Below are 16,737 nucleotides of genomic sequence, written 5' to 3'. Positions count from 1 at the left end.
GATACTGGTGCTACAGGAGCGCAAGGTGCTCAAGGAACCCAAGGTGTCCAAGGCGATAAGGGTGACAAAGGTGATCTAGGCGCAACAGGTGCTCAGGGCGTCAAAGGTGATACTGGTGCTACAGGAGCGCAAGGTGCTCAAGGAACCCAAGGTGTCCAAGGCGATAAGGGTGACAAAGGTGATGTCGGTGCGACAGGGGCTCAGGGCGTGAAAGGCGATACTGGTGCTACAGGAGCGCAAGGTGCTCAAGGAACCCAAGGTGTCCAAGGCGATAAGGGTGACAAAGGTGATCTAGGCGCAACAGGTGCTCAGGGCGTGAAAGGCGATACTGGTGCTACAGGAGCGCAAGGTGCTCAAGGTGTAAAAGGTGATACCGGTGCTACAGGGGCGCAAGGTGCTCAAGGAACCCAAGGTGTCCAAGGCGATAAGGGTGACAAAGGTGATGTCGGTGCTACGGGAGCACAAGGTGCTCAAGGAACTCAAGGTGTCCAAGGGGATAAGGGTGACAAAGGCGATGTCGGTGCGACAGGTGCTCAGGGCGTGAAAGGTGATACCGGTGCTACAGGGGCGCAAGGTGCTCAAGGAACCCAAGGTGTCCAAGGCGATAAGGGTGACAAAGGTGATGTCGGTGCTACGGGAGCACAAGGTGCTCAAGGAACTCAAGGTGTCCAAGGGGATAAGGGTGACAAAGGCGATGTCGGTGCAACGGGTGCTCAAGGTGTAAAAGGTGATACCGGTGCTCAAGGAACCCAAGGTGTTCAAGGCGATAAAGGTGACAAAGGCGATGTTGGTGCTACAGGTAAGAGTGCTTTTGATATCGCTGTAGATAATGGCTTTACAGGAACGGAGCAAGAATGGTTGGCAGAGCAAGGTGGGAAAAATCCGTTCCTTGATGCTAAAGCGAATAGTGCAACTTCAGGAGCCAAAGCAACGGGTAGCGGAGCAATTGCGCTTGGTGATGGTACAAATGCCAATGGTGCTGATAACACTGTGATTGGTGCTGGTGCTTCAGCTAAGGGAGAAGCAAATACTGTTATTGGTAAAGGAAATAAAGTGGAAGGCAATCGTTCAGGAGCATTTGGTGATCCAAATGTGGTTCAAGCGAATGGTAGCTATGCAATTGGTAATGACAATACCATTACAGGTGATAATACTTTTGTTGTCGGTAATAACGTTAATACCTCAGCGAAAAATTCAGTGGTCTTAGGGAATAATTCTGCATCAGACCGAGATAATACTGTTTCCGTTGGAGCAGTGAATAAAGAACGCCAGATAATAGATGTAGCGGCAGGTACGGCTGATACAGATGCTGTGAATTTAAAACAAATGAAAGATGCTGATGTTCAGACATTAGCTGAAGCGAAGACTTATGCTGACACTGGTGATAAAGCAACCTTAAATAGTGCGAAGTCCTATACTGATGAACGTGAAGTGAGTATCCGTAAAGATTATATTACCGCGGATGCCAAAGTGTTGGATGATGCCAAAGCTCACGCAGATGCAGCAGATAAAACAACTTTAAGTAATGCTAAAACTTATACCAATGAACGTGAGACCGTGATGCGTCAAGAGTATAAGACCGCCGATGCGAAAGTTTTATCTGATGCAAAAGCATATACCGATACCAAAGTAACTGATCTTGAAAATAGCTTTAGAGATGTGTCTAAACGTGTTGATCAAACCAGTCAAGATGTTCGCAAGAATCGCGAGATCGCAGCGCAGGGTATCGCAGGTATTAGTGCAATGACCAATATACCAATGCCTGCTGAACAAGGTGCTTCATCTGTTGGTGTGGGTATGGGCTATTATGATAGTCAGTCTGCAATTGCAGTTGGTGCAAGTCATTATTTTGACAATGGTGTTGCGATTAAAGGTGCATTTTCAAGTGGTTTTAGTAGTGGGAATACTGCTGCTGTAGGTGCAGGTGTTTCATATTCTTGGAAATAATTGAAGACTTAGCTTAGTTGCTAATTATGAAGTAGAAGTAGGTGTGTCTGAATAAGAGCATCTACTTTTTTTATGATCTAAGTATTATGGCCTTCAAAATTAATTCAAAAGTTGACAGTTGGTCATCAGAAATTCATAAAGTTGCCTAATCATGAATCATAAGAGCAAGCACTCTACAAAATAACCCTATGTCAGGCATAGCGTTTTGATACGGCTATGCCTATAATGTGCCTACTTGAAAATCAGTAGACTGTGATTGGTATGTTATATTCATTGGCTCGCCCTTTGTTGTTTACTTTAGCACCAGAGCGTGCACATGAACTGACTCTCGCTATGCTCGATAAAGCCCATAAAATTGGCTTTATGCATCAGAAAGTTGCAGCAAAACCTGTGACCTGTATGGGAATTGAGTTTCCAAATCCTGTGGGTCTTGCTGCTGGTCTAGATAAAAATGGTGCACATATTGACGCTTTAGCGGCACTCGGTTTTGGTTTTATCGAGATTGGAACCATTACTCCACGTCCACAAGCAGGTAATCCTCAACCACGTTTATTTCGTATCCCTCAAGCAAAAGCCATTATTAACCGCATGGGTTTTAATAATGATGGCGTGGATAAACTGATTGAAAATGTAAAAGCTTCAAAATTTAAAGGTGTTTTAGGGATCAATATCGGTAAAAATGCGGATACACCTGTTGAAGATGCAGTATCTGACTATTTGATTTGCCTAGAAAAAGTTTATAATTACGCTTCTTATATTACTGTTAATATTTCGTCGCCAAATACCAAAAATTTACGTAGTTTGCAAAGTGGTGATGCGCTCACTGAGTTGTTACAAATTTTAAAAGATCGCCAACTCGAACTGGCAAATCAATATAATCATTATGTTCCTCTCGTTCTTAAAGTTGCACCAGATTTAACTTCAGAAGATATTCAATTCATTGCAGCACAATTATTGCAATTCAAAGTTGATGGCCTAATCGTAACGAATACGACGTTAGGGCGTGAAGGTGTTGAAAACTTGCCAAATGGAAACGAGGCAGGTGGTTTGTCAGGTGCACCCGTATTTGAAAAAAGTACCGAATGTTTAGGTCAATTTGCCAAAGTATTGGCGGGTCAAATTCCATTGATTGGTGTCGGTGGTATTTTGTCTGGTGAACAAGCGGTTGCCAAACAACAAGCTGGAGCGAGCTTGGTACAAGTTTATAGCGGGTTGATTTATACCGGCCCAACACTTGTGAAAGATTGTGTTAATGCGATGACTGTGTGAAATGAACACACTTGATATCATCATTCTGGTCATTTTGCTCATTGGAGGGCTGAACGGTTTGCGTCAAGGATTTATCAAAGCCTTTGCGAACTTGATCGGATGGATATTCGCATTGATCGTTGGGGCAAAATACGCTGTGGTGTTGGCACCTGCAATGAGCAGTCTAAGCCAAGACCCTGTTGTGCAAAAAATTGCAGCCTTTGCCTTTATTGTATTGATCATTGTGGTGTGTACATGGATTGTGTCTGCATTACTCAATGGGCTCTTGAAAAGTTTGAAATTGGGCCCATTAAATCGTTTAGCAGGTGGTGCATTTGGTTCTCTCAAAGGACTGTTGATTGTACTGATCACAATGCAAGGTTTAGGGCCTTGGGTTGAGAGTTCACCGCACTGGAAACAATCTAAATTTGTACAAATTTTATTACCTTATGCACCTTTGGCAAGCGAATTGTCCAAAGATGCAGCAAATCAAGCTTTAAATCAAATGACATCAGAAGGCGCGTTATTACATCGCCCTTCGACTGAAATGGACCAATCAGAACGTGCTTCAGTGGATGAGCGTTCTGATCATTCGACGAAAAATCCTTTTTATTAATCGCTAGCTTGTCGCGAGGTTGCTATGTGTGGAGTTGTTGGGATAGCCGGTAAATCACCAGTGAACCAAATGTTATTTGATGCCTTAACGATGCTGCAACATCGAGGACAAGATGCTGCAGGGATCGTAACCTGCCATCAAGGGCGTTTATTCCTCCGCAAAGATAACGGTATGGTACGTGATGTATTCCATACGCGTCATATGCGTGCGTTGCTTGGTAACTACGGGATCGGACATGTTCGCTACCCAACGGCTGGTTCATCAAGCAGTGCTGAAGCGCAACCATTTTATGTGAACTCACCCTATGGCATTACCCTTGCGCATAATGGGAACTTGACCAACGCTGCCGAAATTCATGATGACCTGTTTAAAACAGATTTACGTCATATGAACACTGATTCTGACTCTGAAGTTTTACTCAATGTGTTTGCACATGAGTTACAGAAGATCGGAACCTTAAACCCAAGCCCAGATGATATTTTCAACACCGTATCTCGCGTGCATGAACGCTGTAAAGGTGCTTATGGTGTTGTGGCAATGATCACAGGTCATGGCTTAGTTGGTTTCCGTGATCCAAATGGGATTCGTCCTTTGGTTTATGGTTCTCGCGAAACTGAACAGGGTGTTGAATATATTATTGCCTCTGAATCAGTTGCGATTACGGCACTTGGTTTTAAAGTTGAACGTGATATTGCACCAGGCGAAGCGATTTTTATTGATTCAGAGGGGCAGTTGTTTACCAAGCAATGTGCTGTGAATCCTGAATATCGTCCATGTATTTTTGAATATGTGTATTTTGCTCGTCCAGATGCCATTATTGACGGAATTTCAGTCTATAAAGCCCGTTTAAAAATGGGTGAAAAACTGGCGTATAAAATCTTGAAAGAATGGGGTGAGCAGCATGATATTGATGTTGTGATCCCAATTCCGGATACCAGCCGTACCTCTGCATTAGAACTGGCAAATATTTTAGGTGTGAAATTCCGTGAAGGTTTTATGAAAAACCGTTATATCGGACGTACCTTCATTATGCCAGGCCAGCAACAACGTAAAAAATCAGTTCGTCAGAAATTGAACCCTGTAGAACTTGAGTTTAAAGACAAGAATGTTCTATTGGTCGATGACTCAATTGTCCGTGGTACCACCTGTAATGAAATTATCCAGATGGCACGTGATTCAGGTGCGAAGAAAGTATTCTTTGCTTCTGCCGCACCAATGGTGAAATATCCAAATGTGTATGGTATTGATATGCCAGCGAAGGCTGAGCTGATCGCGTCAGGTCGTACAGTCGAAGAAATCCTTGAAAACATTGGTGCAGACCGTTTAATTTTCCAAGATTTGGAGGATTTGAAAAATGCGGTTCGTACCAGCAAAGTACCAGATTTAACTGAATTTGATTGTTCGGTGTTTGATGGTGTCTATGTCGCGGGTGGTATTGATAAGGCATATCTGGATGCACTTGAGCAAAAACGTAGTGACGCTGCGAAAAGTAAATCAGATGGCTATATCGATGTGAATATCGATGCCGCATCAGTTGACTTAACTGGGATCAAAGAAGAGTAATCTCATCTTAATCTATAGAAAAGCGGGAATTTCCCGCTTTTTTATTTTATGATAGTGGGTACGGAAACCCTAACTGAAACAATGTAATCAGGAAAACTTACATTGAAAGAAATGAGCCATTATTTAATTGAAAATAAAAATATTGCATGGTCAGTCAGTTTCTGTCTTATCGCAATGTTATTAACCGTCTTTATTCTCAATTTAATTTTGGGTTTGGTCGTTCATTTCTTTGATTATACCCAGCCGATTTGGTGGCATGTACTTAGCCCGTATTTTATCGGCTTGCTTATTTTGGTCTTATTCTGGTCCGTGGGTGCTGAACTTTATGTGCTGAGGGAAGGTGGTCACTCGCTGGCAAAGCAGCTAAAAGCAAGACGTTTGGTGTTCGATGAAAGCACGCCAGAAGAAAGTACCGCCTTAAAAGTTGTAGAACAGGTCGCCAAGAGTTTTGATATAGATACGCCAGCGGTCTATGTACTCCCCGATGAAGTTGGGGTGAATGCTTTAACTGCAGGGTTTAGATCACAGGATATTGTGATTATTTTGACTTGGGGTGCATTACAAAATCTGGATGAACTTGAACTTTATGGCTTACTCAGTTATGAGTTTAATCAGATTCTATCGGGTGAGGCTGTTGAAAATACCAAGCTAAAAATTCTATATAGTGGTTTAACTACTTTTAGCCAATGGGGCAGTAAGCTTGCCCAAGCGGGTTATAATCCCTATGCAACGACTTATCGAAATAAGTTTGAGACCATCTTTGTTGCGATTGGTGGGGTAATTTGGCTGATCGGCAGTTTGGGTATTTTAATTACGCGTTGTATTAAATATTTAACCTTGAGTGGTCGCACCTTTCGTAATGATCTCAAGACTATGTGCTTGATGAACAATAATGCCAATATTCAAACCTTGTTACGGATTTATGTGCATCACTCGGGGTCGCAGATTCATAGTGCTTATTCTGAGTCGATTTCGCATATGTGCTTTGCGAACTCGCTGAGTCCACAGAGCTGGATGAATATTCATCCCAGTATTAAAGAACGAATTTATGAATTAAATCCAACGTTGTTGCAAGATCTACAATTAGAAAATCTACGTAAGCTTCGTAATAGACCATTGTTCAGCTTATTCCGTTCATTAGAGGAAGAAAGTGCTGAGCTCACTATGCCATGGAGTTCGCCACAGCCATTACCTTTATTGCGTTTATCACCGATTAGTTTTGCACTCAATGATGCAATAAAACCGCTCAATCCCGAAGTGCGTAAAAATAAAAAGCGACCTGAATTGATTCAGCGAGCCATGCAGACTGCAACGGGTTCGCGTGAGGTGATGGTTGCGATTCTGATGATTCGTCAGTATCGCGAATTTATTCCACAAGAAGCACCGGTCAGCCATGCGATTGTCGATGCTTTATTGAATTTGGATGGTCGTATTCATGTGCAGATTTTCCATGATGCTTGTAAAAATATTGGGCATATGCCGACCAGTATCGCACGTCAATTCTTAACCAAACTGGCTTGCATTATTCAAGAAGATGGGGAAGTGGGTTTACTCGATGCATTATTACTTGAGCGAGTAAAACAAGAACTGAATTTAATGCCAGCTCATTTGCCTACAGCATTTGAAGACGTGAAATCCCAGATTGTGCATTTGATTGATGCTTTATTACATGTACAGCAGATCAATAGTCCGAACCAGTTAGAAGTGCGTGAACGCATCTTACAAATGTTGTTAACGGAAGATGAAATGCAAATTTATGCCGATATTTCAGATGAGCCATTGGATTTGGCTGAAATCCTAAATGATGTCTCGGGTTTGTTGTTACGTGACCGCCTCAATATCTTGTCGATAGCTGAGCGATGTCTCTGGAATGATCGGATTATTACCCAAGACGAATTAGATGTTTTAGGGCTTCTGTATTGGCGTTTAGGCTTTGATACCCATGAAGTGGTTGAACAGATGCAGAAGAAAAATAGTTTGATGATTATTTAACAGAAATTCAGGCTTTTATCTGAATATTTTTTGCTAAAAGATTACGTGACAATCACATAAAATGATGACATTTCAGGTTAAGCTTGCCGTTTATTTTTATTCTGCTATTACGTTCTTTTGAGTAAGTTATGGAACATATTGAAATTTTAAAAGCCTTGTTTTTAGGTTTTATTGAGGGTCTTACCGAATTCTTGCCCATTTCAAGCACAGGTCATTTGATTTTATTTGGTCATATGATCGACTTTCATTCAGATGATGGTCGTGTTTTTGAAGTTGTTATTCAGCTTGGTGCGATTTTGGCTGTGTGCTGGTTGTATCGTCAAAAGATTTTTGACTTGGTCAAAGGTCTCTTTAGTGGAGATGCTGAAGCACGGCACTTTGCCTTTAGTGTCTTACTCGCTTTTATTCCAGCAGTCGTGATTGGTATTTTTGCGGTCGATTTCATTAAGAGTGTCTTGTTTAGCCCGCTTGTCGTTGCCGTTGCTTTAATTGTGGGCGGTTTGATTATCTTCTGGGTCGAGTCTAAGAATTTTGATCATAAAACCACAGATGCGACCAAGATCACTTATAAGCAAGCCTTCTTGGTGGGTTGTGCGCAGTGTGTTGCGATGATTCCAGGGACTTCACGTTCAGGTGCGACCATCGTCGGTGGGATGTTCTCTGGGCTGTCCCGTAAAGCAGCTACAGAGTTTTCGTTCTTCTTGGCAATGCCAACCATGTTGGGCGCTGCGGTATTTGATTTGGCACGCAATGCGGACGTATTGACGCAAGATAACATGTTGAATATTGGCGTTGGTTTTGTGGCAGCATTTTTTTCAGCGCTGTTAGTGGTTAGTGCCTTAGTGAAATTTGTGGAACGCCATACTTTACGAGTATTTGCTTGGTACCGTATTGTGCTTGGTATTATTCTGTTATTTGTCTTTTTATAAAAATAAAAACATCTCCCTTTTGGCAACTGCGAAAAGGGAGATTCTCAGTTAAAATCCCCATTCTTTATTTTAAATCCTTCTGATCTGGTTCATAGCACGATGACAATAGCAAAAATGAATGCTCGAGACTTAATTATTGATTTGCTGTTAGGACTTCAGGGTCGAGCGATTTCAATTAAACAAATCATTATTGCAGCGCGGCTTTTTGAAATCAGTGAAAACAGTATTCGGGTTGCTGTGACACGGTTATCCAGTGATAGCGTGATTGAAGCTATTGAACGTGGCGTCTATCAATTTACGGTTCAATCGCATGAATGGGCAGATGTTATGCTCAATCGTAAGCATGGACTTAAACAAACCAAAGTATGGAATCAGCAATATTTAGCCGTTTTTACAGGTGAATTAGGACGCGTTGATCGTACTGCATTAAATCGTCGTGAAAGAGCACTCAAGCATTTTGGTTTTAAAGAATTAGAGCAAGGTATTTATATCCGTCCTGATAATTTAGTGATTAGTTTTGATCAGCTGATTACAGAATTAAAAGCTTCTGGTTTAGAAAGTAGCGCAAAGTTTTGCCAAATTAACCATTTTGATAACGAAACGTTGACTACGATTGTTGAGCTTTGGTCTATACAAACGCTGAATCAAAACTACCAAAAATACAGCCAAATGATTCAACAGTGGTTGTCAACTGTTGATCAGCTCAGTTTGGAAGACGCAGCGAGAGAATCTTTATTATTGGGACGACAAACCATTTCCTTACTTATGAATGATCCATTGTTGCCAGAAGGTTTTGTTGATGTGCAGCTGCGGGAGCAATTTGCGCAAAGCGTGCAACAGCTGGATCAAACCGGTTTGGATGCTTGGCAGAAGTTTTATGAAAGCAGTATCGAGTAAATGTTCATTACAAATATTACAATAATTTAAATTTTAATTTATTGACAGAAATATTACTTAATTTAAAATAAAAATATAAATTTTGTAGTTTTAAAATAAAACAAATACAGGATAGGGATATGAATACACGTGTAGCGATTAGTGATTTATTCTCACGAGAAGAAATTACCGAGTTAACTGCAAAATCTGATGCTCATGGCAGTTGGGCTGTACTTTCGACATGGGCAGTCATTGGTGGAACTTTTGCAGCTGTGGCCAGTTCTTGGGAGTATTTACCTGCTTGGGGTAAATTACTTATGTGTATTGCTGCCTTAGTCATTTTGGCAGGTCGCCAGCTGGCACTCGCAATTATCATGCATGATGCTTCCCATCAAAGTTTATTTAAAACCAAATGGTTGAATGATACCTTGACGGATTGGTTGTGTGCGCGTCCGATTTGGAATGATCTACATAAATATCGTGCTCATCATATGCGTCATCATAGTAAAACCTCTACCGTCGATGATCCTGATTTATCGCTAGTGGCTGGTTTTCCAACCTCGAAAAAATCGTTAATGCGTAAGTTTATGCGCGACTTATCGGGTGTAACTGGATTTAAGTTTGCAGTTGGTCGGGTGTTGATGGATATTGAGAAAATGGAGTGGACGGTATCAAATGATCGTCGCTGGATTTCTCAGGAAGGCAAACACTGGAGTGATTATCCCAAAGCCTTCCTAAAAAATAGTGGCGGTGCAATTGCAACTAACGCTGCTCTATTTTCAGCTTTATGGGCAGCGGGGCATCCTAAACTTTATGTACTATGGGTTGTGGCTTATTTGACCCCATTTCCTTTATTCCTCAGAGTCCGTTCAATGGCGGAGCATGCAGGAATGGAGACTAGCAATAGCGCGTTGACCAATACTCGGACCACCAAAGCAGGTTATTTAGCGCGAGCTTTGGTTGCACCGATCAATGTCAACTATCATAAAGAACATCATTTGATGGCCGCGGTCCCTTATTTTAAACTACCAAGAATGCACCAGATGCTACGAGAACGTGGTCATGTAGCTGCGCCACCGACGTATTGGCAAGTATTGAATGAACTATCAGATAAAGCAGATTAAACAATGAATTTTGGATTTTAGTTATAAACCTGAAGAGCTATAACATAAACAATTGGAGTGATGCATGGCGGCTACGAAAGAGGAAATCATGGGATTCTTGGCGCAAGAATTTCCACAGGCGCTCAAGAAAAGTGTGATTGAAGACATTACCCCAAAAGGTGCACAGCTATTGTACCGTGTCGATGCAAGGGATTTACGTCCTGGTCAAACAGTCTCTGGTCCAACATTAATGCTGATTGCTGACTATGTGCTTTATATTGCCATCATGGGACATTTAGGTTTGGTTGCGATGGCAGTGACCACCAATATGACCATCAATTTCTTTCGTAAACCAAATGGCAATCGAGATATTCGCGCAGTATGTAAATTGATTAAAGTGGGTAAAACCTTGGTCACAGGAGAAGTCTGGCTATATTCGCTGGATGATGAAGAACCTGTTGCGCATGTGATTGGGACTTATGCGCTACCACCGCAACAGAAAGATGAATAAGAACGACTGGCGTAATTTTCACCTAGATAGGATTCATATTGTCTTTAAGTGAAAATTATCTTCTATTGAAAATCCTTTAAGTAAATGCCTTTAAAAGTTGATTGACTGCAAATACATGAAAAAAGCAAATCTCGTCATAGGATAATCACCACGAATCGGTTGTGATAAAAGGAATAAATCTTATCGGGAAGAAAGAGATGATAATTAAAAATAGTTTAATTGCTTTGGCATTATTCGGATTCGCTGTAACAACGCAGGCGAAGCAAACGGTTTGTGTATTTGATCCAGTTGGTAAATCGGGTGATGCATTTGCACTGGCAAAAGATTATGCATTAGAAGCAAAAAAGTGGGGCGCCGAGATTGATTTGCGTGCCTATGTCGATGAGCGTGTTGCAGCTGAAGATTTAAAAGTAGGGCAATGTGATGGTGCAATTATCAGTGGATTGCGTGGTCGACAATTCAATAAATATGTCGGTTCACTTGATGCTGTTGGCGCTTTAACTGATTTGAAAACGGCAATTCTTGCTTATCAATTGCTCTCTAAGCCTCAAGCGGCAAAAAGTATGATCAATGGCCCTTATGAAATTGCGGGTCTTGGAACGATTGGTCCTGCGTATTTGTTTGTTGCTGATCGTAATATAAATACTTTGGCTAAGGCTGCAGGTAAGAAAGTTGGTGTATTTGCTTATGATGAAGCTCAACCGAAATTGGTTGCACAAATTGGTGCACAAGCTGTTTCAGTTGATGTGACCAATGCAGGGGCAAAATTTAATAATCATCAAATTGATATTGTTCCTGCGCCAATTGTTGCCTATAAGCCTTTTGAGCTTTATAAGGGGCTCGGTGATAAAGGTGGAATTGTCAAATTTCCACTGACGCAAATTTCGGCAAACTTCATTATTCGAAAGGATAAATTTCCAGATGGGTTTGGGCAGAAATCGCGTGAATGGGTAGCGGGGCAACTGGGTCGTACTTTTAATATAATTTCAAAATACGAAAAAGAAATTCCAACCAAATATTGGATGATTATTCCACCTGAAGAACAAGTCAACTATATGAAGATGATGCGTGAAGCACGTATCTCACTCACTAAAGCAGGAATTTATGATCCGAAAATGATGAACTTCTTGAAAAAAGTTCGCTGCAAACAAAATCCAAATAACTTTGAATGTGCTCTCAATGATGAGTAACGCATGATTTGATTGATGAACCCTCTTTATTGATTGTAATTTAGAGGGTTTTTAGTCACTAAAGCGACACTATATTTTAAAAATCATAACAACATTTAAGTATGCGAAATAGTAAGAACATGCTAAAACTAAATCTGTTCAAATTCATTTGTTCTGACTGTTTCTTACTTTTATGACGATACCGCTCGACTTAACACCCTTATCGCAAATTGAATCAAATCAAGAGCATATTTTAGCGATCAAGCGTAATGATTTATTACCTTTATTGAACGATCCGCATCGTTTAAGTCATTATGCAGATCATTTGGTTCAAGCACAAAGTGTCTTGCTGAATGGGGGCGATCCTAAGTTGAATCAGCAGCTCAGCGAAGTGATCACTCAAATTATTCAGCAGTTGTCTTTATCCAAAAAATTTTTAGGCACACGCCGTTTTAATGCACTGCAAAGGTGGTTGGGCATTGATATTGAATATGATGCTGGGCAAGTGAAATATGTTAAAGATTTAGATCGTTTGATTAATGAAGCGAATTATTTGAGTCAACGTTTGCAGATCGAAATCCAAAAATCACAATCGCGTCTACAGCAGGTATTGGGTTTAAGAGAGCAGATGGCTGCTTATATTCAGGCAGCCGATCAATTCTTGATTGAGTATCCTCAGTTTAGTAAGCAGCAAGTGCTGGATCATTTTGTGGAGCGTTTATCTAAAAAGGTAAATACTTTACAAACCTTACAGACCAGTAATGATATTGCAATTAAACAGATGCAGCTTTCACAGCATTTATCTTTTAGCTTGCTTGATCGTTTTAAAGAGGCCCAACAGGTGTTGATTCCAGCATGGCAATATCATTTAAAGCAAAGTCGGGAATCCAATTCGACTGCGACGATTGAACGGTTGGATAAAAGCCGCGAAGATTTAATCCAAAATTTGAAAAAATCATTACAGAAATAAGAGGGAAATATGATGTCAGATTCAGAGCTGAGTAAGGTATCTCATGAGCTTGAAATTAAGCCAGAGCAGCGTTTTGAGCAGTTGAACTTAAAAGACTTAGGTCTACAGCCTCAAGATTTTGCTGAAGTGATGGATGCGCATAAAGAACTGGCTGATATCAGTACCACTGCTGTTGCAGAATATGGGAAAAATATTGCCAATAAAACCTCAACCTATACTGATGAATTATTGAATCTGGTACAGAACAAAGACCTTGATGCAACTGGACAAAAACTCAATGAAGTGGTGCAAGTTGCTCAGCAGTTAAATACGTCAAGTATTTTAAATAAGTCTAAAAGTTCTGGTTTTTTGGGGGGGTTGCTGAGCAAGTTTAAGGGTGCCAAGCAAAATTTTGATCAGCATTTTAATACCACCAAAGAGCAGATTGATGTGTTGGTGAAAGAAATTGAAAGCTCACAATCTGGCTTGAAAGCACGGGTTGGGACGTTGGATAAAATGTTTGATGCGGTTCAAGATGAATATAAGCAATTAGGGGTTTATATTGCTGGGGGTCAGTTGAAGCAGCAGGATATTCAACAGCAAATCACAGCTCTGACAAGTCAGGAACAAGATCAACAGACTACTCAACAGATTTATGATCTGAACCACTTAGCCAATAACCTTGAAAAACGAGTGAGTGATTTGCAGGTTTTACAACAATCTGCGATGCAGACTTTGCCGATGATTCGGATTATCCAGTCGAATAATTTAATGTTGGTGGATAAGTTTTATGCGATAAAAAACATCACATTACCAGCTTGGAAGAATCAAATTAGCTTGGCAATTTCGCTGCAAGAACAAAAGAATAGTGTTCAGCTTGCCAAGGCCATTGATGATACCACCAATGAATTATTACGTCGTAATGCTGAGTTGTTGCATCAAAACTCAGTTGATACAGCTAAAGCCAATCAGCGTTCCGTGATTGATGTTGAAACCCTTGAACATGTACAAAACACCCTCATTAAAACAGTAAATGATGTGATTCAGATTCAGAAAGAAGGGATGCAAAAGCGTGCCGAAGCAACAACCCGTTTACGTGCTTTGCAAGAGAGTTTGAATCATTTGGTGCTTGAGAATAGCCAACCACCTAAATCTTGATACTGCTAATTTTTGAAGGAAAGATCATTGTCACCCATAGACGATTTTAGTGTACAACCGATTGACCAGCGTTTAGATGTGTTAAAAAAACGTCAACGCAATTTAATGATCTGGTTTTTTCTGACCAGTACATTGGTCGTTGTTACAATCGCTGGTCTGTTTTTGCAAACAGAATTTATCTATCGTTTTTTTGATCTTTCTGTACATGTACAGGCTTTAGATTTGCCTTATCATGTGCAGGATCTTGTTCCTTTTAAGCAACCTGTTGATTATCTTTTTAATTTATTATCATGGTTTGGCTGGTTGTTTCTTAAACTCTTTGTCTCATTTATTGGTGCTTTTTTACTGGTCAGCTGGGCGAAGAAATTTAAACTTTTTCAGCAACGTTTTCAGGCATGGACACAACGTATTCTGGCGTGGGTGATTTCGTTTATTTTGCTTTGGTCAGGTCTGACCTACGTCCAGTATGACTGGAAAGATGAAACTAAGCAGGCTTATCAACAATGGATGAGCTATCAAAACAATATTGTTGAAAGTCAGATTGCTCAAGATTTACAGCAGGCCAATATTTCTTCGACTGAAAAAGCCTATGTCTTGGCTCAAGTGGCTTTATTGCATCAACCTCTGGATCGCAAGACTGCTAATATCTACGTGAATCAATTAATTAGTGCAGAAAAAACCAACCCAGCTCAATTTAAAGCGTATGACTTTAAACCTGAACAGCTGTGGGTCATGCAGCAACAACTATATGGTAAGAGTATCACTTCAATCACGCAGCCTTTAGATCTGCGAGCACAACAAGCCGAACGTATTTCTCAGATTGTGAATGTAATTTTATGGGGCTTGATTGTATTGGCTGTTGCTTTAAGCACAATTTTATATGTACTCGCTAAACATTTGAAAAATCGTCGTGTGCGGATTAGCCAGAAACTGGATGTCTCTTAATTTTAAGTTCGGTTTATCCGATTAAAATAATAAAAACATACTGTTTTACCTATTCTATACTTTTGAGTACGATAGCCCCATTGAATGAATTTAGCTGATTTAAAAGCCTTAGCCTTTGGAGAAATACATGTTAGATCAAAATATTAAAACTCAATTAAAAGCTTACTTAGAACGTTTAGAAAGTCCAATCGAGTTGGTTGCTGCTTTAGATGACTCGGACAAAGCAGAAAAAATTAAAGAACTCGTGACGGAAATTGCTGAACTTTCTGACCAAGTTACGGCGCGTTTTGACGGTTCAAACGCTCGCCGTCCTAGTTTTGGTGTGGCCAAAGTAGGTGAACAACCACGTGTGTTCTTTGCTGGCTTACCGATGGGACATGAGTTTACGTCTTTGATCTTGGCATTGTTACAAGTGTCTGGTTATGCGCCTAAAGTATCTGATGAAGTACTCACTCAGATCAAAGGCTTAAACTTAACAGCGAACTTTGATGTATTTGTCTCGCTCAGTTGCCATAACTGTCCAGATGTGGTTCAAGCTTTAAACTTGATTGCGATCAACAATCCAAATACCACAGCAACCATGATAGATGGTGCTTTCTTCCAAGACGAAGTCGAAGAACGCAAAATCTTGGCTGTACCGATGGTATTCCAAGACAACCAGCATATTGGTCAAGGTCGTATGACTTTGGAAGAAATTGTAGCGAAACTGGATAGTAATTCAGCTGAGAAAGATGCCGCCGCAATCAACGCCAAAGATGCATTTGATGTGTTGGTGATTGGTGGTGGTCCTGCGGGTGGTACTGCAGCAATCTATGCTGCACGTAAAGGCATCAAAACGGGTATCGTGGCTGAACGTTTTGGCGGTCAGGTAATGGATACCATGGACATTGAGAACTTTACCACGGTTCAAAAAACGGTAGGTCCTCAGTTCGCCCAAGACATGGAAGCACATGTCCGTGAGTACGGTGTGGACATCATGAACTTGCAACGTGTCAGCAAGATCACCGGTGCAGATCAAACGGCCAATGGTCTGGTTGAAGTGGTATTGGAAAATGGTGCCAAGCTTGAATCGAAAACCATTATCCTGTCTACAGGTGCTCGTTGGAGAGAAATGAATGTACCGGGCGAAGCTGAATACCGTACTCGTGGTGTTGCGTACTGCCCACACTGTGATGGTCCATTATTCAAAGGCAAACGTGTTGCCGTGATTGGTGGTGGTAACTCGGGTGTCGAAGCAGCCATTGACCTTGCAGGCATTGTTGAGCATGTGACTTTGGTTGAGTTTGATACCAAACTTCGTGCAGACCAAGTATTGCAGGACAAGTTATATAGCTTGCCAAATACCACTGTGATCTTAAATGCACTCAGTACTGAAGTGGTGGGTGATGGTTCACAAGTAACGGCATTGAAATATAAAGATCGTGCCACTGAGGTTGAACACACAGTCGAGCTTGCAGGGATCTTTGTACAAATTGGTTTATTACCAAACACGGATTTCTTGAAGAACAGTGCGGTTAAATTGAGTAACCGTGGAGAGATTGTGATTAATGATCGCAACGAAACCAATGTCAAAGGTGTATTTGCCGCAGGTGACTGTACCACAGTGCCGTACAAGCAAATCATCATTGCCACAGGTGAAGGCGCGAAAGCATCGCTGTCTGCCTTTGATTATATGATTCGTTCTGGTATGTAAGTAATCGCTTAAAAAAAGCCCCAATTATTTGGGGCTTT

At 41.0% G+C, this 16,737-nt stretch carries 14 protein-coding genes; all 14 read left to right on the top strand.

Annotated elements, in window-relative coordinates:
- A partial coding sequence (locus A7P55_RS22830) for a YadA-like family protein (RefSeq protein ID WP_171553246.1) occupies positions 1 to 1,947 on the top strand: 1,947 nt, incomplete at its 5' end.
- 261 nt (positions 1,948 to 2,208) lie between these two features.
- On the top strand, positions 2,209 to 3,216 hold the full coding sequence (locus A7P55_RS18480; RefSeq protein ID WP_171553245.1) for a quinone-dependent dihydroorotate dehydrogenase: 1,008 nt from the start codon (positions 2,209 to 2,211) through the stop codon (positions 3,214 to 3,216).
- Between the two features lies 1 nt (position 3,217).
- The gene (locus A7P55_RS18475) at positions 3,218 to 3,811 is read left to right on the top strand and encodes a CvpA family protein (protein ID WP_171553244.1); all 594 of its coding nucleotides are present in this window, start codon (positions 3,218 to 3,220) and stop codon (positions 3,809 to 3,811) included.
- Positions 3,812 to 3,835: 24 nt separating this feature from the next.
- Positions 3,836 to 5,374 carry an amidophosphoribosyltransferase gene (gene purF / locus A7P55_RS18470; protein ID WP_171553243.1) on the top strand — a complete coding sequence of 513 codons (1,539 nt, stop codon included), beginning with the start codon at positions 3,836 to 3,838 and terminating at the stop codon, positions 5,372 to 5,374.
- A 102-nt stretch (positions 5,375 to 5,476) separates the two neighbouring features.
- On the top strand, positions 5,477 to 7,366 hold the full coding sequence (locus tag A7P55_RS18465; protein ID WP_171553242.1) for a M48 family metalloprotease: 1,890 nt from the start codon (positions 5,477 to 5,479) through the stop codon (positions 7,364 to 7,366).
- 128 nt (positions 7,367 to 7,494) lie between these two features.
- Complete coding sequence (locus A7P55_RS18460) at positions 7,495 to 8,295, top strand: undecaprenyl-diphosphate phosphatase (RefSeq protein ID WP_171553241.1); 801 nt, start codon at positions 7,495 to 7,497, stop codon at positions 8,293 to 8,295.
- 99 nt (positions 8,296 to 8,394) lie between these two features.
- The gene (locus tag A7P55_RS18455; protein ID WP_171553240.1) at positions 8,395 to 9,192 is read left to right on the top strand and encodes a PaaX family transcriptional regulator C-terminal domain-containing protein; all 798 of its coding nucleotides are present in this window, start codon (positions 8,395 to 8,397) and stop codon (positions 9,190 to 9,192) included.
- Between the two features lie 119 nt (positions 9,193 to 9,311).
- Complete coding sequence (locus tag A7P55_RS18450) at positions 9,312 to 10,295, top strand: fatty acid desaturase family protein (RefSeq protein ID WP_171553239.1); 984 nt, start codon at positions 9,312 to 9,314, stop codon at positions 10,293 to 10,295.
- A 64-nt stretch (positions 10,296 to 10,359) separates the two neighbouring features.
- Entirely contained in the window at positions 10,360 to 10,785 is a 426-nt protein-coding gene (locus A7P55_RS18445; RefSeq protein WP_171553238.1) for a PaaI family thioesterase, read from the top strand.
- Between the two features lie 197 nt (positions 10,786 to 10,982).
- Positions 10,983 to 11,975 carry a putative solute-binding protein gene (locus tag A7P55_RS18440; protein ID WP_171553237.1) on the top strand — a complete coding sequence of 331 codons (993 nt, stop codon included), beginning with the start codon at positions 10,983 to 10,985 and terminating at the stop codon, positions 11,973 to 11,975.
- A 172-nt stretch (positions 11,976 to 12,147) separates the two neighbouring features.
- Positions 12,148 to 12,924, top strand: a complete 777-nt coding sequence (locus A7P55_RS18435; protein ID WP_171553236.1) for a tellurium resistance protein — start codon at positions 12,148 to 12,150, stop codon at positions 12,922 to 12,924.
- Positions 12,925 to 12,936: 12 nt separating this feature from the next.
- Positions 12,937 to 14,061, top strand: a complete 1,125-nt coding sequence (locus tag A7P55_RS18430) for a toxic anion resistance protein (RefSeq protein WP_171553235.1) — start codon at positions 12,937 to 12,939, stop codon at positions 14,059 to 14,061.
- A 27-nt stretch (positions 14,062 to 14,088) separates the two neighbouring features.
- Positions 14,089 to 15,006: a hypothetical protein gene (locus tag A7P55_RS18425; RefSeq protein WP_171553234.1), complete on the top strand. Its 918-nt coding sequence runs from the start codon at positions 14,089 to 14,091 to the stop codon at positions 15,004 to 15,006.
- A gap of 127 nt (positions 15,007 to 15,133) precedes the next feature.
- Positions 15,134 to 16,699, top strand: a complete 1,566-nt coding sequence (ahpF, locus tag A7P55_RS18420) for an alkyl hydroperoxide reductase subunit F (RefSeq protein WP_171553233.1) — start codon at positions 15,134 to 15,136, stop codon at positions 16,697 to 16,699.
- Positions 16,700 to 16,737: the final 38 nt, after the last annotated feature.

Origin of the sequence: Acinetobacter sp. Ac_5812, from assembly GCF_013072695.1 — a bacterium.
Taxonomy (GTDB): domain Bacteria; phylum Pseudomonadota; class Gammaproteobacteria; order Pseudomonadales; family Moraxellaceae; genus Acinetobacter.
This window is presented reverse-complemented; position numbering and strand designations above follow the sequence as displayed.

Excerpts from the sequence above, each read along its gene's own strand:
- A7P55_RS18480 (WP_171553245.1), top strand. The coding sequence starts at position 2,209 with ATGTTATATTCATTGGCTCGCCCTTTGTTGTTTACTTTAGCACCAGAG.
- A7P55_RS18475 (WP_171553244.1), top strand. The coding sequence starts at position 3,218 with ATGAACACACTTGATATCATCATTCTGGTCATTTTGCTCATTGGAGGG.
- purF (WP_171553243.1), top strand. The coding sequence starts at position 3,836 with ATGTGTGGAGTTGTTGGGATAGCCGGTAAATCACCAGTGAACCAAATG.
- A7P55_RS18460 (WP_171553241.1), top strand. The coding sequence starts at position 7,495 with ATGGAACATATTGAAATTTTAAAAGCCTTGTTTTTAGGTTTTATTGAG.
- A7P55_RS18455 (WP_171553240.1), top strand. The coding sequence starts at position 8,395 with ATGACAATAGCAAAAATGAATGCTCGAGACTTAATTATTGATTTGCTG.
- A7P55_RS18450 (WP_171553239.1), top strand. The coding sequence starts at position 9,312 with ATGAATACACGTGTAGCGATTAGTGATTTATTCTCACGAGAAGAAATT.
- A7P55_RS18445 (WP_171553238.1), top strand. The coding sequence starts at position 10,360 with ATGGCGGCTACGAAAGAGGAAATCATGGGATTCTTGGCGCAAGAATTT.
- A7P55_RS18440 (WP_171553237.1), top strand. The coding sequence starts at position 10,983 with ATGATAATTAAAAATAGTTTAATTGCTTTGGCATTATTCGGATTCGCT.
- A7P55_RS18435 (WP_171553236.1), top strand. The coding sequence starts at position 12,148 with ATGACGATACCGCTCGACTTAACACCCTTATCGCAAATTGAATCAAAT.
- A7P55_RS18430 (WP_171553235.1), top strand. The coding sequence starts at position 12,937 with ATGTCAGATTCAGAGCTGAGTAAGGTATCTCATGAGCTTGAAATTAAG.
- ahpF (WP_171553233.1), top strand. The coding sequence starts at position 15,134 with ATGTTAGATCAAAATATTAAAACTCAATTAAAAGCTTACTTAGAACGT.